This is a genomic window from Mesorhizobium sp. M0522 (assembly GCF_040321085.1).
Lineage (GTDB): Bacteria > Pseudomonadota > Alphaproteobacteria > Rhizobiales > Rhizobiaceae > Mesorhizobium.
The window spans coordinates 39488-59039 of the sequence record NZ_JAMYQW010000031.1 but is presented as its reverse complement, the minus strand read 5'-3'; the positions used below and the strand labels follow the sequence as shown (position 1 = coordinate 59039).

The following is a 19552-nucleotide window of genomic DNA, read 5'->3' as shown; positions in this document are numbered from 1 at the left end:
CCTTGGGCAACCGCGCCTTGTCCTCCTTCACCCTAGATGAAAAATGGAGCCTACCTCCCGCCAAGTTGTTGCGCGAGCATGTAGCCCGACGCCGCCCCGGTGCCGGCGCCGGGCCATGTTGCCGCCCCGGTCAGGTGCAGATTGCCGACCGGCGTGTTCCAGCCGGCGTAACCGCGCGCCGGCCGGAACAGGAAATTCTGCGCCAGATGATGGCTGCCGCAGATCTGGTCGCCGCCGACAAGGTTCGGGTTCTCGCGTTCGAGGTCGATGGGCGAGAACACGGCGCGGCCGAGGATCTTCCGACGAAGGCCGGGCGCATAGCGCTCGATAATGTCGAGGACGCGCTCGGCGTAGTGCTCCCTAGCCTCGTCCCAGTGAGCCGCCGCGATCGTGCCCGCTGCATCGCCTGCAATCTCGGCTGGCAGCATGCGCACCTGCACCCAAAGTACGTGCTTGCCGTCCGGCGCGCGCGAGGGATCGACGGCCGTCGGCTGGCCGACGACCAGCACCGGTTCATCCGGCAGCATGCCTGCCATCACCTGCTGGTAGGTCAGCGACATGGCGTCGAGCGACGGCGAAAGGTGCACATAGGCGAACTGCCGAAGCTCGGCGCCGGCGCGCCAGTCCGGCAGATCGTCGAGCGCCAGATGGATCATCAACGTCCCCGGCGCGTGGCGGAATTTTTTCACGGCCGTGTCGAAGCCGGTGTCGCCCGATCCGTTAGGCAACAGTTTCCCGGTCAGCGCCTTGGGCGCGACACCGGCGATGACGGCCTTGGTGGCTGTGTGGGTCTCGCCGGAAGCGAGCCGCACGCCGGTCGCTTTGCCGGCCGAAACCGTGATCTCGGCGACATCAGCCCCGGTGACGATCTTGCCGTCGGCGGCCGTGAGCATGCCCGACAGAGCGCGGATGATGGTGTCGGCGCCGCCTCTGCCGAGCACCATACCGAAGCACTGGTTGGCCATGGATTCGAGGTAAGGGAACACCGCGCCGCCGGCGATATCGGGGGCGAAGTCGAGATGCATGCCCCAGGTGGCGAGCGTCGCCCTGACATGCGGTGACTGGAAAGTCTCCTCGAGCCAGGCGCGGGGTGACGAAAGCAGCAACCGACCAGTATCGAGCGCGCCGGCAAAACCCTTCTTGCGCCAGAGGTTCCAGGCGGTGCCGGCGAGCGCACGGCCGCTCATCGGCGAGCCCAGCAGCCGGAACAGATGCTCGGCCTCCGCCGGGAATGCCGCAACCAGACGGCGCCATGTCTGTGCGTCGGTGTCTGAAAAAGCGGCCATGCTCGAGGCGGTCTTTTCCAGGTCGCTGCTGACGCCGAACCAGCGACCGTCGGGGAAGGCGCTGGCAAAACAGTCGGCCATCGGCACGAATTCCAGCCCGTGGGTTTTCAATTCATTTGCATATTTCTTGTGAAAGGCCGAGCCGGCGAACAGGCTGAGATTCATCGCGCCGAAATCGTGCCGGAAGCCCGGAAGCGTCAATTCGCGCGTCTGGACGGCGCCGCCGATCGTTGCATTACGCTCGAAAACTGCCGTTTTCCAGCCTTTGAGCGCCAGATGCGCGGCGCATGCCAGACTGTTGTGGCCTGCCCCGACAAATATGGCGTCGAACTCGCTCACGCCCCGTCCCATTTCCTTTATGCTTAAAGATAATTGCAGATGCATATGTTTTCGTCTAGTAGGATATTAAGGGCCGCGAGAGCCTTCAGCACCATCGAGAAAGAGGGAACAGAGACCATGGACACACAACAACTTCTAGGCGAAGTCGCCGGCCAGCTGCTTTCAGGCGCCATCCAGGTGGTCGACCTGACGGCGCCGCTCGGGCCCAACACGCCACTGATCAAGCTGCCACCGGAACTGGCGGTCGACACGCCGAAGATCGAGATCCACGCCATCTCCGCCTATGACAAGAATGGCCCGTGGTGGGCCTGGAACTGGCTCAAGCTCGGCGAGCATTCGGGCACCCATTTCGACGCACCCAACCACTGGATCACCGGCAAGGATTATCCGGACGGCGCCACCGACACCATTCCGGCGCAGAACTTTGTCGGCCCGGTCAACGTCATCGACTGTTCGAAGCAAGCGGCAGCCGATCACGATTTCCTGCTCACCGTCGATCACATCAAGGCATGGGAAGCCGAACATGGCGCTATCAACCCCGGCGAGTGGGTGGTGATGCGCACCGACTGGTATAAGCGCAACGGCTCGGAAGCCGAGTTCCTCAACGCCAATGAGACCGGACCGCACACGCCTGGCCCGACCGCCGAAGCCATCCAGTATCTGATTAGCAAGGACATCAAGGGCTGGGGCAGCGAGACGATCGGCACGGATGCTGGCAAAGCAGGGGGAATGGAGCCGCCGTTCCCGGCGCATAGCCTGATGCACAAGGCTAACCGCTACGGCCTCGCCAGCCTTTGCAACCTCGACCGGCTGCCGCCGAAAGGCGCGATCCTGATCGCGGCGCCGCTCAAGATCGAGCACGGCACCGGCAGCCCGATCCGCGCGTTGGCGTTGGCGCCAAGGCAATAGGGTAGCTGCGGTCTTCGGGAGAAGATCATGTGCGGAAGTGGCACTGTGGTGACGGAGTGGGAGCGGCAGCCTTGCAAAGCTGCGGCTCTACGGCGCCGTAGAGCGCCAATCTCTGCAATTGAACTCCTGCCGGCTAGGAGCACGCATCGATGAGCGCTCCCGATCACATCGTCGTCGGCAGCGGCATCAACGCGCTGGTCTGCTCGGCGATGCTTGGCGGCAAGGGGGCGAAGGTGCTGGTGCTCGAGCGCAACGACCGCATCGGCGGCTGCATGCGCACCGAAGAAATCACCGCGCCCGGCTTCATCCACGACGTGATGGCGACGACCTTTGTCCTGTTCATCACCTCGCCGGCCTATGCGGCGCTGGGCAAGGATCTGGCGCGGCACGGCCTGGAGTTTTGCAACACCTCCACGCCGACCGGTGTGCTACGCCCGGACGGCAGCCATGCCGTCCTGCGCACCGATCGTATCGCCAATGTGGCGGCGATCAATGCGCTTGCCGCGGGCGACGGCGACCGGCACGCAAACGATGTCGGCGAGATCGAGCGCAACGCCGGTCTGCTGTTCGGACTGCTCGGTGGCAGCCTGTGGTCCCACCCGACGGCCAGGCTGCTGGCGGGTGAAGCCTGGCGGCGCGGCCCGCGTGGCCTTGCCGCCTTTCTCGGCAGCGCGCTGGTGCCGGCGCGCGGTTGGCTGGAAAGCACCTACCAGTCGGAAACCATGCGCGCGCTGTGGGCGCCCTGGGTGCTGCATGCCGGCCTCGGGCCTGAGGACGCGTTCTCCGGCCAGATCGCCAAGGTCATCGCCTTCGCGCTTGAGGCGGCCGGCGCGCCGATCGTCAAGGGCGGTGCCAGGAATCTGCTGGCCGCCTTCGAAGCCCTGATCAGGGAACGTGGCGGCGAAATCCGCACCGGCGCCGACGTCGCGGCTATTGTCCAAAGCGGAGGCCGCGCCGCCGGCGTGCGGCTGGCTTCGGGCGAAACGATCAACATGAACAAGAGCGTCATCTGCTCGGTCACGCCGACCCAGCTCTACCAGCGGCTGCTCGGCGACGCGGCGCCGAAAGCCGACGTCGAGGCAGCGCAAAAATACCGCTACGGCAAGGGCAATTTCCAGATCCACTATGCCTTGGACAAGCCGCCGGCATGGCGCGGCGAGGGCCTGGACAAGGTCGCGCTGCTGCATCTGACGCCGGGGCTCGACGGCGTCTCGAAGGCCTGCAACGAAGCCGTGCGCGGCATGCTGCCGGAGGTGCCGACCATGTGCGTCGGCCAGCCGCACGCGCTCGACCCATCGCGCTGCCCGGACGGCAAGGCGGTCCTGTGGCTGCAACTGCCCGAGGCCCCACGGCATATCAAGGGCGATGCCGCCGGCAAACTGCAAACACCGGCAGACGGTCGCTGGACCGAGGCGCTGCGCGAAGCCTATGCCGACCGTGCCGAAGCGATCCTCGCCAGCCATATCGATGGGTTCAAGGACAGCGTCATCGCACGCCGCGCCTGTTCGCCGGCCGACCTGGAAGCGATGAACATCAATCTGGTCGGCGGCGACCCCTATGGCGGTTCCTCGGCCATCGACCAGTCGTTTCTGTGGCGGCCGTTCAAGACGAGCCGCAATCACGCCACCGAGGTCAGGGGTCTCTACCACATCGGTGCCTCGACCCATCCGGGTGCTGGCTTGGGCGGCGGCTCCGGCTTTCTCCTGGCGGGGAGGCTGTGATGGAACAGAAGGTTGAAAAGCGCCAGCGCATCTCGACTTTGGGCCAGATCGGCCTGCAGCAATTCGCGCCCTATCTGATGAACCGCATCATGGGCCGCTACAACGCCACCTTGCGCGACAATTTCCGCAGGCAGGGCCTGACCATTCCGCAGGTGCGCACGCTGGCCGTGTTGTCGGTCACCGATGGCGTCACCGTCAACGATCTCTCGGTCTATACCGTCATCGAGCAGTCGACCTTGAGCCGGACGCTCGACACGCTGGAGGGGCAAGGGTTTGTGCGGCGCGAGCAGGGGGTCACCGACAGCCGTATCCGCCATGTGTTCCTGACCGACGATGGCCGCGCCGAGTTCGCGCGCGCCTGGCCGGCCATGCACGACGCTTTCGAGGCAATGTTCGACGATGTCGACGATGCCGAATACGCGGCGCTGATCGCGACATTGCAGAAGATGCTGAAGAACATTCGCAAGCACGACATCTGATCTTACGCGCCGCCATCGGGGCGGTAACGGAAGGAGCCCAAAATGGCCGAACGGTCTTTTGCCAAGGAAGTCGAAAAGCTCAGGCTCGGCGCCGGCGAGGAGTTTTCCGGCGAAGGCATTCTCGCCATCACCAAGGCGCTGCTGCAATGCGGCGTCGGCTATGTCGGCGGCTATCAGGGCGCGCCGATCAGCCATTTGATGGACGTGCTGGCCGACGCGCAGGATATCCTGGGCGAGCTCGGCGTGCATTTCGAGGCGAGCGCCTCGGAAGCGACCGCCACCGCCATGCTTGCGGCATCGGTGCATTATCCTATCCGCGGCGCGGCGACCTTCAAGTCGACGGTCGGCACCAATGTCGCCTCCGACGCGCTCGCCAATCTCGCTTCCGGCGGCGTCACCGGCGGTGCATTGATCATCGTCGGCGAGGATTACGGCGAAGGCTCCTCGATCATGCAGGAGCGCAGCCACGCCTTTGCCATGAAAAGCCAGGTCTGGCTGCTCGACCCGCGGCCGAACCTGCCGTCGATCGTCAAGGCGGTGGAGGACGGCTTCGAGCTGTCCGAGGTTTCCAACACGCCGGTCATGCTGCAGGTCCGCATCCGCTGCTGCCATGTCCACGGCCATTTCATCGCCAAGGACAACAAGAACCCGGCAATGACTGTGGCCGATGCGCTCGAGGCGCCGCGCCGCGACACCGGCCGCATCGTGCTGCCGCCCGCGTCCTTCCTGCACGAGAAGGAAAAGGTGCAGAAACGCTGGCCGGCGGCGGTGGATTTCATCCGCACCAACAAGATCAACGAATTCTTCGGCCCGGAGCACGGCGCAGTCGGCATCGTCATGCAGGGCGGCATGTACAATTCCGTCATCCGGGCGCTGCAGCGGCTCGGCCTCGCCGACACCTATGGCGATACCGACGTGCCGCTCTATGTGCTCAACGCCGTCTATCCCTTAGTCGATGACGAGTTCCTGTCCTTCTGCGAGGGTAAGGACGCCGTTCTCGTCGTCGAGGAAGGCCAGCCCAACTACATCGAACAGGCCTTTGCCGCGATGCTGCACAAGGCCGGCCGCGGCACCAAGCTCGTCGGCAAGGAACATCTGCCTATGGCCGGCGAATATACCGGCCAGGTGATGCTCGACGGCATCGGATCGTTCCTGCGTTCCACCATCCCGCATCTGCTGCCAAGCGAGGTCCGCGCGCCGAACAAGATCGGCGACGGGCTCGACACCGCCGACCTGATCAACGTCGTCCCGGGCCGGCCGCCCGGCTTCTGCGTCGGTTGCCCGGAGCGGCCGATCTTCGCCGCCACCAAGCTGGTCGAGCAGGAGCTGGGCAAGCACCACATCGCCTCCGACATTGGCTGCCATCTGTTCTCGATCATGCCGCCTTTCGAGCTAGGTGCCACTACCATGGGCTACGGGCTGGGGCCGGCCTCGGCTTCGGCGTTCAATTCGCCCGATGCCAAGCGCCGCTCGATCTCCTTCGTCGGCGACGGCGGCTTCTGGCACAACGGCCTGACCTCCTCGGTCGGCAATGCCGTGTTCAACAAGAACGACGGCGTCATCGTCATCGTCGACAATTTCTATTCGGCCGCGACCGGAGGGCAGGACATCCTGTCGTCCCGCGCCGGCAACAAGACCAAGTCGACCAAGCACCCGATCACCGAGGCGGTGAAGGGCATGGGCGTCAAATGGCTGCGCCACATCGACCGCACCTACGACGTAACCAAGATGCAAGACACGCTGCGCGAGGCGCTGACGACGGACGAGAAGGGCCCGAAAGTCATTGTCGCCTCGTCCGAATGCATGCTCAACCGGCAGCGCCGCGAAAAGCCGCTGGTCGACAAGGCGATCAAGGGCGGGACGCGCATAGTCAAGCCGAAATTCGGTGTCGACGAGGACATCTGCACCGGCGACCATGCCTGCATGCGGCTGTCCGGCTGTCCGTCGCTTTCGGTGAAGTCGCTCGACGATCCGCTGCGCGACGATCCGGTGGCGCATATCGACCAGAGCTGCGTCGGTTGCGGCAATTGCGGCGAGGTTGCCGATGCTGCGGTGCTGTGCCCGTCTTTCTACCGCGCCGATGTCGTGCACAATCCGAGCCGCTGGGACCGTTTCCTTGAAGCCGCGCGTCGCGCCACGATCAGTCTCTTGCAGCGGCGCCGTGAAAGCCGGCGCCTGATATTCGCCGATGCTTGACGCCGTTCCATCAACCCGTTCAAAGGCCGGCGCGCCGGACGACGAGCGCGTCATCAAGCTCGCCGTGCTGGCGGTCGGCGGCCAGGGCGGTGGCGTGCTGGCCGACTGGATCACCGACGTCGCCGAGCGCAACGGCTACGTCGCGCAATCGACCTCGGTCGCCGGCGTCGCCCAGCGCACCGGCGCCACCATCTATTATGTCGAAATGTGCCGCGACACCGGCCGCCTGCCGGTCTTCGCGCTGTCGCCGTCGCAGGGCGACGTCGACATCCTGATTGCCGCCGAACTGATGGAGGCCGGCCGCGCCATCATCCGCGGCTTCGTCACGCCCGAGCGCACCACGCTGATCGCCTCGTCGCACCGCATCGCCGCGGTCTCGGAGAAGATCGAGCCCGGCGACGGCCGCGCCTCGTCCTCCAAGGTGCATGCCACGGCGGAAGCCGCGGCCAAGCGCTTCATCGCCTTCGATATGGAGAAGATCGCCGCCGACAATGGCTCGATGATCTCGGCCAGCCTGCTCGGCGCGCTGGCCGGCTCCGACGCCTTGCCGTTTACACGCGAGAGCTACGAGCAGGCGATCGGCGCCGGCGGCCGTGGTGTCAAGGCCAGCCTCGCCGCCTTCGGCGCCGCCTACGATCGGGCGCGCGGCATCGCGAGTGCGCCTTCGGGCGACAAGACTGCAGGGCCGGCAGCCGCTGAAACCGGCTCGGGCGCAACGGCAAAGGTGAGCGGCCCGCAAAGTCTCTTGCGAGGCTGGCAGCAACTGGCCGCCCGGGTCGATGCTTTGCCGGCTCCTGTCGCCGACATGGCGCTTCGCGGCCTGAAAAAAGTGGTCGACTATCAGGACGTTGCTTATGGCGGCGAGTATCTCGATAGGCTCGACCGGGTCGTCGCTCTGGACGATGCCGAACACGCCTACGCGCTGTCGATCGCCGCCGCCAAGCATCTGGCCAACGCCATGTGCTACGACGACATGATCCGCGTCGCCGACCTGAAGACGCGCTCTAGCCGCGACCGACGCGTACGCCGTGAGGTTGGCGTCAAGGACGGCTCGGTCCTGCAGGTGACCGAATATTTCCATCCGCGCATCGAGGAATTCTGCGGCACGCTGCCGGCCGGGCTCGGCAGCTACATCGAGGCGCGGCCGAAGCTCGCCGCCTTCCTCGACCGCCGCATCAACCGCGGCCGCCATATCCGCACCGACAGTTTCGCCGGCTTTGCCGCTTTGTGGTTCATCGGCGGCCTGCGCCGCTGGCGCCGCCGCCTGCTGCGCCACAAGGTCGAGACCGCGCATCTCGAGCGCTGGTATGCGCTGGCGCTGGGCCAAGTCGGCCAGGACTACGCGCTTGGCACGGAGATCCTCAACTGCCGCCGGCTGATCAAGGGCTACAGCGACACCCACGCCCGCGCGCAGTCGAAATTCGACCGGGTGCTGTCGGCACTCGACCTGGTCAAGGGCCGCCCGGACGCCGCCGACTGGATCCGGCGCCTGCGCGAAGCCGCGCTGAAGGACGAGAAGGGCGACATGCTCGACGGCGCGCTGAAGACCGTGGCGTCGCTGGGTGATAGCGACGTTCCATCGAGTTGATCTGTGAAATGGTCCCGTTTAATTCATCGAGAATTTTGGTGCCGCTTAGGTGACTCGAACACCTGACCCCATCATTACGAATGATGTGCTCTACCAACTGAGCTAAAGCGGCCCGGGAAGCCGAGCTTCCAGGATGGGCTGCGTGATAGACGCAACCGGCCGCGAATTCAAGATGGCAGTCGCGATTTCAGGACGAGGCAATTCGTGCCGCCTCCGGCCGGGCGTAAGGGCAGCCGCCGCGCGGATCTACCATTGGCCGCGTGATGCCGCATCGGCACGCCGCGCGACCGCCACGTTGGCCGTGACCGGAAAATCAGCGAAAAATGTTGATTCCTTTACCGAAAACCGCCGAAATCGGTTTTGTACCCCTCGGCAAGGCAGAATGCGGCCGCTCGCTTGTTGATTGATTGGTCGCCTGCGGCTAACGATCATGACAAAGTGAGTGAAATTGCAGAGGGAATTCGCTTGGACGCGATCGAAAAAGCGATCCGCAATGCCTTCGAGAAAGGCAATGCCGACGACCGGGCGTTTCGCGAGCGGGTCTATCGATCGGCTTTCGCGGCACTCGACCGTGCCCTGCAGGCCAATCCAAACGTCACCGTGGAGGTCGCCATCAAGCGCCGCAAGGCGGTCCAGGCGAAGATCACCGAAATCGAATCGGAATTCCTGCCGGCGGTTGCCGACGTCGCCGCGCCGACCGACAGTTTGCAGGCAGCACCGGCGGTGGAGTCTCCGGCTGAAACTGAAACCGAAGCCGAGCCCGCGCCGTCGCCCGATGTCGTCGTTGACGGTCCGGCGCAGCCGCCCGAATCCGAAGCGCCCCGGTCGCGCGTCCTGCCGGTCGTCCCCGACATCATGCCCGACGCGCCTGTTCCCGAGGTGCCGGTGATCGACATGGGGGCCTCGGTTCCGACCGAAGCCGACGTCGAAACCGACGACGCGGAAGTGACGCCCGACCGCGACGACCGGCGGGCGAGACGGCGGCGCCTGCCCTTGACCGCGATCTTCTTCGGTGTGACGCTGCTCGCAGCCGCCGGCATCGGCCTTTATTTCGCCAACCAGACCGGCGTCTTCAAATCGGCGACCGAGCTCGACACAGCGCCACCGGAAGCGCCGCCAACGGTCGACGGCGAAGATTTCACGCCGGACGACACCGCTTCGCCGCCGAAGCAGGGCGAGCAGGACGAGGCGCGCGACTGGATCAACGTTTTTTCGCCGGGTGACCCGACGCAGGTCAATGCACCGTCGGACGCCAAGGCCGACGTCATCCAGGACGAAAGCGGTTCCTTCCTGCGCATCCGCTCGGGTGCATCCGGCTCGGGCATCAGCTTCGACGTCGGGCAAGGCGTGTTGGAAAAACTAGCCGGCAAGCATGCCACATTCGACATCATCGCGCGCTCCGAGGAGGGGCAGGAGACGCAGATTTCCGTCGATTGCAATTTCGGCGAACTCGGCGACTGCGGCCGCAAGCGCTATGCCGTCGGTCGCGAGCGCAATGAATATCTGTTCGACGTGCGCTTTCCCGACAAGCGTCCGGGTGCTGCCGGCACCATCGCCATCAATTCCGACTTCGACAAGCAGGGCAAGTCGGTCGACATCTACGAGATCCGCGTTTCAGTCGTTCCCTAAAGCACGTCGCGTTCGGACCGGCCTCATGCGACGCACTTTAGGTTCTTGTTTTGATGCATGTCGTTACCGCAAAACCGCTGCAAACTTTTTGCGCGACATGCATTAACTATCGAGCAGCGCCTGCAGCGTCTCGATGCGGTCGGCTTCGGCTGCCGGCTTGTCCCAACGCAACCGCGAAATGCGCGGAAAGCGCATGGCAACGCCGGATTTGTGCCGCGTCGAGCGGTTGAGCCCTTCGAAGGCTACCTCAAGCACCAGCCCGTTCCTGCGGTCGGCACGCACCGAGCGGACCGGGCCAAAGCGCTCGATCGTATTGTCGCGGACATATTTGTCGATCTGCCTCAGTTCCTCGTCGGTGAAGCCGAAATAGGCCTTTCCCACCGGCACCAGCTCCTCCGATCCTTCCGGCCCGGACCAGACGCCGAATGTGTAGTCGGAATAGAAGCTCGAACGCTTGCCGTGGCCGCGCTGGGCATACATCAGCACCGCGTCGACCGTGTGCGGATCGCGCTTCCATTTGAACCACGGGCCCTTCGGCCGCCCGGCCACATAGGGCGAATCCCAGCGCTTCAGCATGACGCCTTCGATGACCGGATGCAGCGGCTTGCGGCGCAATTCCTCGAGTGCCTGCCAGTTGGTGAATTCGACCAGCGGCGACAGATCGAAGCGGCCCGGATCGAGTGTCCTGACGAAGGCCTCGAGCCGGCCGCGCCGTTCGCGGAAGGGAAGTCCGCGCAAATCCTCGTCACCAATCTGCAGCGCATCGTAGCAGCGTATGAAGGCGGGGTATTGCTGCTGGATCTTGGGTGACACGCTCTTGCGGTTCAGCCGCTGCTGCAGGTCCGAGAACGTGCCCGTCGCCTGCCTGGGGTCACCGACCAGAAGCTCGCCGTCGAGGGCGCCTGAAAAATCCATCGCCTCCGCAAGATCCGGAAAAGCGCCGGAGACATCGTCACCGGTGCGCGAATAGAGCCGGCGAATGCCGCCTTCGCAAACCGCCTGGACGCGGATACCGTCCCATTTCCATTCGGCCGCGTAGTCGGCCGGGTCGAGCTTTTCGAGGTCGCCGTCGCCGACGGCATTCGACAGCATCACTGGCCTGAACAGCGCCAGTGCCGTTTTCCTGGGTTTTTCCGCTTTGCCCTCCAGCCAGGCGAACAGCCCGATATAGGGCGGCGTCAGCCCGTGCCAGAGTTCCTCGATCTCGGCGATATCGACCTTGCCGAAATCGGCCAGCGCCTGCTTGGCCAGCCGCGCCGAGACGCCGATGCGCAGGCCGCCGGTGACCAGCTTTATGATGGCGAAGCGCGCCGACGTGCTGGCGCTGTCGAGCAGCCGGGCCAGCACCTGCGGCCCGTCGGAGCGGCTCGCCGCCTGCAGCTTGGCCACCACCTCGGCCAGCGTCGGCGCGTGGTTCGCAATGTCGAGAGGCGATTGCGGCCAGACCAGCGACACGGTCTCGGCCAGGTCGCCGACATAGTCGTAGGAATAGCCGAACAGCACCGGATCCATGCGCTCGATCACCAGAGTGCGCAGCATTGCCGGCTTGACCGCGGCGATGGACAGATCGCCGGTGATGGCCGCCAGCGCCAGCCCGCGGTCCGGATCCTCGACGCTGCGGAAATAGTCGGTCAAAAGCGTCAGCTTGCCGTTGCGCGACGGCGTCAGCACCAGCCGGTCGAGAAGCTCGGCGAAGCGGTTCATCGGAGGAGCGACGCCAATGGGAAAGGCTTGCGTTCTGTCGCGCCCCCCTCTGTCCTGCCGGACATCTCCCCCTCAAGGAGGGAGATTTGCTGTCGCGACTGCTTTCGCCAATTTCCAACGTTGCAGGATGAGCGGCAAAACCAAAGCTGCCGATCTCCCCCCTTGAGGGGGAGATGTCCGGCAGGACAGAGGGGGGCGCCGCAGAGCGCCGTACCGGCGATTGCTGGATTCAAAAACACCATCAATCGCCCTCGTCCTCATAGCCGACGAGATGCAGCGGCCTGGCGGCGATGCCTTCGAGTTCGCACCAGCGCACCAGCGCCTCCTCGCGGCCATGCGTTACCCAGATTTCCTCGGCGCCGGTCTCCTTGATCGTCGCCGTCAGTTCGTCCCAGTCGGAGTGATCGGAGATGATCAGCGGCAGCTCGACGCCGCCCTGCTTGGCGCGCTGGCGGATGCGCATCCAGCCTGAGGCGAAGCACGACATCGGATCGGGAAAACGCCGCGCCCAGCGATCGGCGAAGGCGGATGGCGGGCCGACGACGATGGCGCCGGCAAAGTCGCTTTTTTGGCCGGTCTCGACGGTCGCCGGTTCCAATGTGCCGAGATCGATATTCTGGCTCTGGTAATACTCGCTGAGCTTGGCCAGCGCGCCGTGGATGTAGATCGGCTTTTCGTAGCCGGCATCGCGCAGCAGCCGCATGACGCGCTGCGCCTTGCCCAGCGCATAGGCGCCGACCAGATGCGTTCGCTCGGGAAACTGCTCGGTCGATTTCAGCAGCCGGGCGATCTCTTCGGTATCGGGCGGATGCCGAAACACCGGCAGACCGAACGTCGCCTCGGTGATGAAGACGTCACACTTGAGCGGCTCGAACGGCTCGCAGGTCGCGTCCTTCTGGCGTTTATAGTCGCCGGACGCGACGATGCACGTACCCTGATGCGCGACCTTGATCTGGGCCGAGCCAAGCACATGACCAGCCGGGTGAAAGCTGACGGCCACACCGCCAAGCGCAATCGTCTCGCCGAGCACGGCGGCTTGCGTCGTTCCGGCAAAACTGTCGCCGTAGCGCAGCCCCATGATGTCGAGCGTCTGCTGCGTCGCCATCACCGAGCGGTGGCCGGAGCGGGCATGGTCGGAATGGCCATGTGTGATCAGCGCCCGGTTGACCGGCCGCACCGGGTCGATGAAGAAATCGCCGGGCGGGCAATACAGCCCTTCCGGCCGGGGATGAAGCAGGTCGCTGGCGCGCATGGCCCCAAGATAGGCGCTAATTCCGGCGCGGGAAGCCTGTTGTATGTCACTGCTGACTCCAGCATAGAGCGCAAGCCGGCTGCAAACACCCGGCGGAACCCGATCGCATGAAACCGCTCCAGACCTCGTCCGGCGATTTGACCGCCGACCGCCGCGCCGACTATGCCGAAATGCTCTATGCATCCGGCGATCATGCGGCAGCGGCGGAATTGCTGCTCGGCGCGCTCGAACTGGCGCCGCAATGGCCAGCCGGCTGGTTCCGCCTCGGCGAGATGCAGGAAGCGGCGGGCGCGCGCGATCGTGCCGCGCAGGCCTGGACGACGGCACTGCGGCTCGACCCGGCGGACAGGCTCGGCGCGGTGCTCAAGCTGCAATTGATCGGCAGGGCAGCGGCGGCCCAGGCGCCGCCCAGCGCCTTTGTCGAGACGCTGTACGACCACTATGCCGGGAGTTTCGAGGCTGAACTGGTCGACAGGCTCGGCTATCGTCTGCCCGAATGCCTCGACCGCGCCATCCAGGCAGCACGGCCGGGCCGGTTTTCGCTGGCGCTCGATCTCGGCTGCGGCACCGGCCTCATGGGCCAGAAGCTGCGGCCGATCGCCGACCGGCTGGAGGGTTACGACATCTCGGCCGCCATGCTGAGGCAGGCGCGCGCCAAAGGCGTCTACGATCTGCTCGTCAAGACGGACCTGCAGGATTTTTGCTATTCTGGCCCGAAAGCCGATCTGGTGACGGCGGCCGATGTGTTCATCTATGTCGGCGCACTCGAAAAGGTGGTGAACAAGATTGCCGGAATGCTTGCCGGCGGCGGTCTGTTTGCGTTCTCCGTCGAGACGCTCCCGGGCGGAGAATCGTCTGACAGCGCCGGCTTCGCCCTGCTGCCGTCCCGCCGCTACGCGCATTCCCAAAGCTATGTAGAGCGGGTTCTGGACGCCGACGGCTTTTCAGTCCTGTCGCTGCAGGCAACGATCATCCGGCAGGATCGCCGCCAACCGGTCGAAGGGCTGGCCGTAGTGGCAAGCTTGCTTTCCGGCAGCGTAAAATCTGGCTAAGACTTCTGCCGCTGCGCATGAGAAGCCGCAGCTGCGAACGACAAGGAGCACGTTCATGCGCTGGAACATGACGGTCTTGGCATCTTGCCTGGCGATGGCCGGCTGCGTCGGCAATTCGATGTCCGAACGGCAGGACGAAAACGTCCAGTCCTCGCTGCAATATGACAAGGTGCCTTGCGATCAATTGCTGGCGCAACGAAACGGCCTGGCGCAGCAATATCATCTGCCGGTGGACGCCAAGCCGTCCTTCTCCAACCCGGCGACGGGCTTTGGCCCGTTCACGCCGGATATGCGCTCGAAAGCCAAGCGCGATGCCGACCAGGCAAGCGGCAAGATCGACGCCATGAACCGGTCGATTGCCCGCCGCGAATGCGGCAAGCCGGCCAAGCAGAACAAGCTCGGCCTGACCTGACCGGATCCTAATCCGCCACCTTCCACTGCTCGCGCGAGGCGCTGGCGGGATAGACGCCGAGAATGCGCATTTCGCGCGAGAAAAAGCGCAACTCGTCGAGTGCCAGCTTCACCAGCGGATCGTCGGGATGGCCCTCTATGTCGGCGTAGAACAGCGTCGCCGTAAACGCGCCGAGCTGGTAGCTTTCCAGCTTGGTCATGTTGATGCCGTTGGTGGCAAACCCGCCCATCGCCTTGTAGAGCGCCGCCGGCACGTTGCGGACGCGGAAGATGAAGGTCGTCATCATCCTGGCGTCGGCCGAGGGGCGCTCGGCCCATTGCTTGTTCTTGGTCAGCACGACGAAGCGGGTGACGTTGCTGTCGGTGTCCTCGACATTCTCCTCGATGATGTCGAGTCCGTAGAGGGTCGAGGCCAGCGCCGGCGCCAGCGCGGCCATGGTGCGGTCCTTCATCGCGGCGACCATCTTGGCGGCGCCCGCGGTGTCGCCGGCAACCGTCGCCTTCCAGCCGTTCTTGCGGATGTATTTGCGGCATTGGCCGAGCGCGTGGATGTGGCTGTGCACGGTCCTGATCTCGTCGCGCCTGACGCCGCGCAGCACCATCAGCTGGAAGTGGATCGGCAGAAAGTATTCGCCGATGATGTGCAGCTTCGATTCCGGCAAGAGGTGATGAATGTCGGCGACGCGGCCGGCAATGGTGTTCTCGATCGGGATCATCGCCAGATCGGCCTTGCCGGTCTCGACGGCGTTGAAGGCGTCCTCGAAGGTCGGGCACGGCAACGGCTCCATCGACGGGAACATGTTGCGGCAGGCGGTGTCGGAATTGGCGCCCGGCTCGCCCTGGAAGGATATTTTGTTGGTCTTTTCAGGCATGCGCAGAGTCTCGGGAATTGGGGGAAGAATTTCTTAGTTGGAAAGGAGCGCCCTGGCGCGTTCGAGATCGTCCGGCGTATCGACGCCAAGCGGCACCGACTGGACGATCTCCGCATCGATGCGCATGCCGGCCTCCAGCGCCCGCAACTGCTCCAGCCGCTCGCGGCGCTCCAGCGGCGACGGCCTTAGCGCAACGAAGCGTTCGAGTGCGGCGCGGCGATAGGCATAGAGGCCGATGTGATGGTAGAGCGGGCCTTCGCCCCAAGGGGCGGTGGCGCGGGTGAAATAGAGCGCCCTGAGCCGCGTCGTCGAGAGTGGCGAGCCGACCAGCTTGACGACGTTCGGATTGGTCTTTTCCTCGTCGCGTACGATCTCGACGCAGAGCGTGGCGATGTCGACCGCTGCGTTCTCGAAAGGCTTCAGCGCGGCGCCGATAACAAGGGGGTCGATGGTCGGCAGATCGCCCTGCACATTGACGATGGTCTCGACGCTGTTGCCAGGGTCGAGAATGGTCAGCGCTTCGAAGATGCGGTCGGAACCGGTTTCGTGGTCCGCCCGCGTCATCACCGCCTCGAAACCATGCGCGCGCACCGCCTCCGCAACGCCTTGCGTATCGGTGGCGACGACGACCCGGCCGAGCCCGGCCTCGGCAGCGCGGCGGGCGACGTGGACGATCATTGGAGTGCCGGCAATGTCGGCGAGCGGCTTGCCCGGCAGGCGGGTCGAGGCCATGCGGGCCGGGATCAGGATGAGGGTGGACATGAGGCGGGCAGGGGCTCGAAAAAGAGGAGGACAAAAGTGGCAAAAGGTCTCACTGGCAGCGCCCTTATAGGTGTTGCAACGCCGGAGCAAAAGACCTAGTTTCCGCGCGATTTGACCGCCTCGCAGGGTGGTTCACGATACCGACGGACGGAGTGGACGGATCGGTCCGCCGGAAAGGGAGCCTGGGGCGTATGGATTCCAACGAAGTCAACAAGCTGCTCGCCGGTCTCCTCGGCACCGTGTTCATCGTCTTTTCCGTTGGCATCGTGTCCGACGCGCTGTTTGCCTCGCCGGCGCCGGAAAAGCCCGGCTTCGCCATCGAGGCGACCGAGCCCGCCGAAGGCGGCCCGGCCGCTCCCGCCGCGGCCGTGAAGCCGATTGCCGAGCTGCTGACCACTGCCAACGCCGAAGCGGGCGCCGCCATCTTCAAGAAATGCCAGGCTTGCCACTCCGGCGAAAAGGGTGGCCCCAACAAGGTCGGCCCCGATCTCTGGGACATCATCGACCGTCCGGTCGCCGAGCATGAGGGCTTTGCCTATTCGGCCGGCATGAAGGAGTTCTCCAAGGGCGGCAGCGAGAAGTGGACCTACGACAATCTAAACCACTTCATCACCTCGCCGAAGAAGTTCGTAAAGGGCACCGCGATGGGCTTCGCCGGTCTGCCGAAGGATGAGGACCGCGCCAACGTCATCGCCTATCTGCGCACGCTGTCGGACAATCCGAAGCCGCTGCCGGCGCCCGGCGCCTCGGCCGAAAATGAGGCCGCCAAGCCGCCCGAAGGTGCGGCCCCTGCCAAGCCGGCAGAAGGCGCGGCGCCAGCCGCTCCGGCGCCGGCTGCGCCCGCAAAATAACAAAACTGTATGGCATAATCCTTGAAAAAGCCGGGTTCAGCCCGGCTTTTTTCATGGCGGATCCGCTGCGAAATCGCCCTAAGTTGTTGATTTATATGGGGCGGAGTTTTTCGCCCTCTTCCGAGATTGGCCGATTAGGGACCGATTTATACACCGACCAATATTCCGGTTTTGTTCTTATGCGCAATCGTGTATATTGATACTCGAACTCGGAGAGCATCAGAACGGAGCCGGCGCGAAGCTTTCAACCGCCAATCGCGAGGCCAACCACAGTCAGAAGCTCGACGAGCAATCCCCGCCATCAAACGCGGGTGAGGAAGAGAGATAGACCGCATCAAACGCGGTTTGAGTAAGCACCGCAGCAGCAGCAGCAGAAGCAAAAGCGGAAGGAATTTCATCGCACGATCGATCTGTGCCCAGTTTAACAGCTGGAGCGCGCCCGGCTCTCATATGGAGCCAGCCCGATGGACGTCATTGTCCTGTATGGGAAGGGGATCAGAATCCGGGTCAGTGCCCGGTTCGTCCTAACGGTCGTCACTCTCCTGATGACCTCGCTGTAACGTCGAAGGCCGCCCTCAAAAGCGGCCTTCTTCGTTTGCAGGGAGGGCCGTAGGCGTGTGCGAGGTCGCGGCTAGCGTATCGGGTGCGGAGCAGCCCCCGCGCGCGTCCTAGGCAGGCGGGGGCTGAGGAGAGTTACGAAGGAGAGGCTAGGCGGCTTCGGCTTCTAGTTCCGCTTCGTCAACACTCACCTCGCCGTCGAATTTAGAGCTCAATATGCCGTAAGCAGTGCTGGTTGGGGAATAGCTGGCGTCGTCCCACTCCAAGCCGATCCGGTAAGAGATGCCAGCGTAGAAGGCGACGAGCTGGGAGACGTGCCAAAGGTCATTGTTCGATACGGTGTCTATCAGCCCTTCGTCACGCGCCTTTAAATAGGCAGGCCCAATTGTCTCGATGCGCGCTATGGCATCGTTGATCGCTGTGCGGCCCTTCTTGGACTTTGCAGCCGCGATGACGGCTCCGGCAACTCCCCGCCACCCGGACGCCGGCCGTGTCTTGTCGCAGTCGACGATAGCGTAGCGGACGGTGGTGTGGTTCTAGTGGTTGGAGTTCCATCCGTTTACGAGCTCCACCTTGGCGCGGACCCATTCATTTCTATAAGGTTGCATTTCTTCACTCCGTGATGTCGCTCCGCCAATCGGGAGCAACACCCATTCTGCACACGGCATGACGATAATCCGGGACGAAATGTGACCTTGATTCTGGTAGGGCATTCTCGCCAGCCTTTCGGTGCGCCGGTCGGCCGCGCTTGTCCTGCAGACCTGGGCCTGATGGCGATCTTCGTCTAGTGCGGACTGGCTCTGACATTCCGCCCACGCCGAGTCGGTCACCGATATGGTCGTCCACTGCAGCGACCGCGGCAAGGAATCACATTCACCGCGCCACAGCGACAGCTTCGAGCATAGTAAATAGCGGCGACTCAGGTGCAGACCGCCCGATCAAGCGCCATCATAGCTGCGATCCATTAGGGTCTTTGCCTTCTCGAATGTCGCCGTATCAGTCACAATGATTTCGAGATCGCCGGTTCCGAAGTGACCGATGTTGCGGACATCGCGCGTAAACCCAGGCTCAAGCTTTATGCTGCCGGGGTCGACCTTGGCGAAAACCTTGATGTGCCTAATCTGGGGCTTCACCTCGACACAGGCGAAGTTCTTTAGGCGCCGAAAGGCGACATAATTGTCCAACGTCTTGATTTGTACATCGTCGCCGAGCGCAAGCAGATACGCTTTGATCGCCTCGTAGAGGTCGAGAAGGCCTTGATCAGCGTCCGCGAGATATTGTGTAACCGTCTTCTGTCGGGAACGAGGACGCTGCAACAGCGGCTCGCTACCGATTTCGCCGTCGTTTAGAATCTCTCTGGTGGAGCGCTCCGAAGCGGAGGTCAGAAGTTCGAACAACAAAAGCTCTTCGCCGAAGCGGCGATAGCGCACGAGTTCGATATTGCGGTTCATCTGATTGACGGCATGGGCGTCGTATTTGGTGAAGTCTCCGGCGATGCAGATCAGCCTAGGGGTACCCCAGTCGACCACTTTCGCCTGATCTGCACCGTAGCGTTCCATCACCAGCCATTCGAAATCGCGCCGATGATCCATTAGCCAGTCGAGGTAAAACAAGCCCTGGTTGATTATGTTTTCGTTGCTGGCCCGCTTGTATTCGATGATTACGGGCGAGCCATTCTCGTCGATGCCGAGCGAGTCCATACGCCCGCCGTTCGTTGTCGAAAACTCAGTGGCCAGGAAGCGGACGCCGAGAAACGCTTCCATATTGCGTTCAATAAGGGTCTGGAGCGACCTTTCAAGCGTGACAGCGCTGCCACGGAGTTCGGCTACGGCACTACTGTCGGTGCGGAAAAGCTTTATGTCGCTCACTCTTCGGCTCCCCAATTTCGAGCGACTTCTTGAAGGAAATCGATGAGACGGTCGGCCTCCGGTCCGCGGCCGATT

General features: G+C 63.9%; 15 protein-coding genes and 1 tRNA gene. 9 read left to right on the top strand and 7 right to left on the bottom strand.

Translation table 11 applies throughout. From position 1 onward, the window contains the following. Window positions 1–50: 50 nt before the first annotated feature. Window positions 51–1625 (bottom strand): phytoene desaturase family protein, encoded by a 1575-nt coding sequence (locus NKI58_RS26560; RefSeq protein WP_352783809.1) that lies wholly within the window; start codon window positions 1623–1625, stop codon window positions 51–53. Window positions 1626–1742: 117 nt separating this feature from the next. Here NKI58_RS26560 and NKI58_RS26555 point away from each other — a divergent pair, with 117 nt between their 5' ends. From NKI58_RS26555 to NKI58_RS26535, 5 genes are all read left to right on the top strand, one after another. Next, a complete protein-coding gene (locus NKI58_RS26555; protein WP_352703360.1) occupies window positions 1743–2534 on the top strand; it encodes a cyclase family protein in 792 nt (263 codons plus the stop codon). Window positions 2535–2683: 149 nt separating this feature from the next. Continuing rightward, window positions 2684–4255: a phytoene desaturase family protein gene (locus NKI58_RS26550; RefSeq protein ID WP_352703363.1), complete on the top strand. Its 1572-nt coding sequence runs from the start codon at window positions 2684–2686 to the stop codon at window positions 4253–4255. Continuing rightward, on the top strand, window positions 4255–4734 hold the full coding sequence (locus tag NKI58_RS26545; protein WP_023676846.1) for a MarR family winged helix-turn-helix transcriptional regulator: 480 nt from the start codon (window positions 4255–4257) through the stop codon (window positions 4732–4734). The genes NKI58_RS26550 and NKI58_RS26545 overlap by 1 nt, the downstream gene beginning before the upstream one ends. A gap of 42 nt (window positions 4735–4776) precedes the next feature. Continuing rightward, window positions 4777–6930, top strand: coding sequence for a thiamine pyrophosphate-dependent enzyme (locus NKI58_RS26540; protein WP_352783805.1), 2154 nt, complete (start codon window positions 4777–4779; stop codon window positions 6928–6930). Beyond that, window positions 6923–8518: an indolepyruvate oxidoreductase subunit beta family protein gene (locus tag NKI58_RS26535; RefSeq protein ID WP_352703367.1), complete on the top strand. Its 1596-nt coding sequence runs from the start codon at window positions 6923–6925 to the stop codon at window positions 8516–8518. The genes NKI58_RS26540 and NKI58_RS26535 overlap by 8 nt, the downstream gene beginning before the upstream one ends. Window positions 8519–8554: 36 nt before the next feature. On the opposite strand, the gene NKI58_RS26530 is transcribed toward NKI58_RS26535, so the two are convergent. Then, window positions 8555–8630, bottom strand: a tRNA-Thr gene (locus tag NKI58_RS26530). A gap of 353 nt (window positions 8631–8983) precedes the next feature. On the opposite strand from NKI58_RS26530, the gene NKI58_RS26525 reads away from it, so the two are divergent. After that, entirely contained in the window at window positions 8984–10147 is a 1164-nt protein-coding gene (locus NKI58_RS26525) for a hypothetical protein (protein ID WP_352783803.1), read from the top strand. Between the two features lie 102 nt (window positions 10148–10249). Here NKI58_RS26525 and NKI58_RS26520 read toward each other — a convergent pair whose 3' ends face one another. After that, complete coding sequence (locus NKI58_RS26520; RefSeq protein ID WP_352783801.1) at window positions 10250–11851, bottom strand: cisplatin damage response ATP-dependent DNA ligase; 1602 nt, start codon at window positions 11849–11851, stop codon at window positions 10250–10252. 241 nt (window positions 11852–12092) lie between these two features. Continuing rightward, on the bottom strand, window positions 12093–13103 hold the full coding sequence (locus NKI58_RS26515; RefSeq protein ID WP_352448565.1) for a ligase-associated DNA damage response exonuclease: 1011 nt from the start codon (window positions 13101–13103) through the stop codon (window positions 12093–12095). Between the two features lie 107 nt (window positions 13104–13210). On the opposite strand from NKI58_RS26515, the gene NKI58_RS26510 reads away from it, so the two are divergent. Both NKI58_RS26510 and NKI58_RS26505 read left to right on the top strand, forming a co-directional pair. Then, window positions 13211–14155 (top strand): methyltransferase domain-containing protein, encoded by a 945-nt coding sequence (locus NKI58_RS26510; RefSeq protein ID WP_352635808.1) that lies wholly within the window; start codon window positions 13211–13213, stop codon window positions 14153–14155. Window positions 14156–14210: 55 nt separating this feature from the next. Then, complete coding sequence (locus tag NKI58_RS26505; protein ID WP_023676854.1) at window positions 14211–14567, top strand: hypothetical protein; 357 nt, start codon at window positions 14211–14213, stop codon at window positions 14565–14567. 7 nt (window positions 14568–14574) lie between these two features. On the opposite strand, the gene NKI58_RS26500 is transcribed toward NKI58_RS26505, so the two are convergent. Continuing rightward, window positions 14575–15438 (bottom strand): prephenate dehydratase, encoded by an 864-nt coding sequence (locus NKI58_RS26500; RefSeq protein ID WP_023676855.1) that lies wholly within the window; start codon window positions 15436–15438, stop codon window positions 14575–14577. Window positions 15439–15471: 33 nt separating this feature from the next. Then, window positions 15472–16200: a 3-deoxy-manno-octulosonate cytidylyltransferase gene (locus tag NKI58_RS26495; protein ID WP_023676856.1), complete on the bottom strand. Its 729-nt coding sequence runs from the start codon at window positions 16198–16200 to the stop codon at window positions 15472–15474. A gap of 191 nt (window positions 16201–16391) precedes the next feature. On the opposite strand from NKI58_RS26495, the gene NKI58_RS26490 reads away from it, so the two are divergent. Further along, window positions 16392–17051, top strand: a complete 660-nt coding sequence (locus NKI58_RS26490; protein ID WP_352570294.1) for a c-type cytochrome — start codon at window positions 16392–16394, stop codon at window positions 17049–17051. Between the two features lie 1496 nt (window positions 17052–18547). Here NKI58_RS26490 and NKI58_RS26485 read toward each other — a convergent pair. Further along, a complete protein-coding gene (locus NKI58_RS26485) occupies window positions 18548–19477 on the bottom strand; it encodes a DUF5655 domain-containing protein (protein ID WP_352853950.1) in 930 nt (309 codons plus the stop codon). Window positions 19478–19552: the final 75 nt, after the last annotated feature.

What these genes read in the sequence shown, in the direction of transcription:
- NKI58_RS26555 (WP_352703360.1), top strand. Translation starts at nt 1,743, where the DNA reads ATGGACACACAACAACTTCTAGGCGAAGTCGCCGGCCAGCTGCTTTCA.
- NKI58_RS26520 (WP_352783801.1), bottom strand. Translation starts at nt 11,851, where the DNA reads ATGAACCGCTTCGCCGAGCTTCTCGACCGGCTGGTGCTGACGCCGTCG.
- NKI58_RS26510 (WP_352635808.1), top strand. Translation starts at nt 13,211, where the DNA reads ATGAAACCGCTCCAGACCTCGTCCGGCGATTTGACCGCCGACCGCCGC.
- NKI58_RS26545 (WP_023676846.1), top strand. Translation starts at nt 4,255, where the DNA reads ATGGAACAGAAGGTTGAAAAGCGCCAGCGCATCTCGACTTTGGGCCAG.
- NKI58_RS26540 (WP_352783805.1), top strand. Translation starts at nt 4,777, where the DNA reads ATGGCCGAACGGTCTTTTGCCAAGGAAGTCGAAAAGCTCAGGCTCGGC.
- NKI58_RS26535 (WP_352703367.1), top strand. Translation starts at nt 6,923, where the DNA reads ATGCTTGACGCCGTTCCATCAACCCGTTCAAAGGCCGGCGCGCCGGAC.
- NKI58_RS26550 (WP_352703363.1), top strand. Translation starts at nt 2,684, where the DNA reads ATGAGCGCTCCCGATCACATCGTCGTCGGCAGCGGCATCAACGCGCTG.
- NKI58_RS26515 (WP_352448565.1), bottom strand. Translation starts at nt 13,103, where the DNA reads ATGCGCGCCAGCGACCTGCTTCATCCCCGGCCGGAAGGGCTGTATTGC.
- NKI58_RS26495 (WP_023676856.1), bottom strand. Translation starts at nt 16,200, where the DNA reads ATGTCCACCCTCATCCTGATCCCGGCCCGCATGGCCTCGACCCGCCTG.
- NKI58_RS26490 (WP_352570294.1), top strand. Translation starts at nt 16,392, where the DNA reads ATGGATTCCAACGAAGTCAACAAGCTGCTCGCCGGTCTCCTCGGCACC.
- NKI58_RS26500 (WP_023676855.1), bottom strand. Translation starts at nt 15,438, where the DNA reads ATGCCTGAAAAGACCAACAAAATATCCTTCCAGGGCGAGCCGGGCGCC.
- NKI58_RS26505 (WP_023676854.1), top strand. Translation starts at nt 14,211, where the DNA reads ATGCGCTGGAACATGACGGTCTTGGCATCTTGCCTGGCGATGGCCGGC.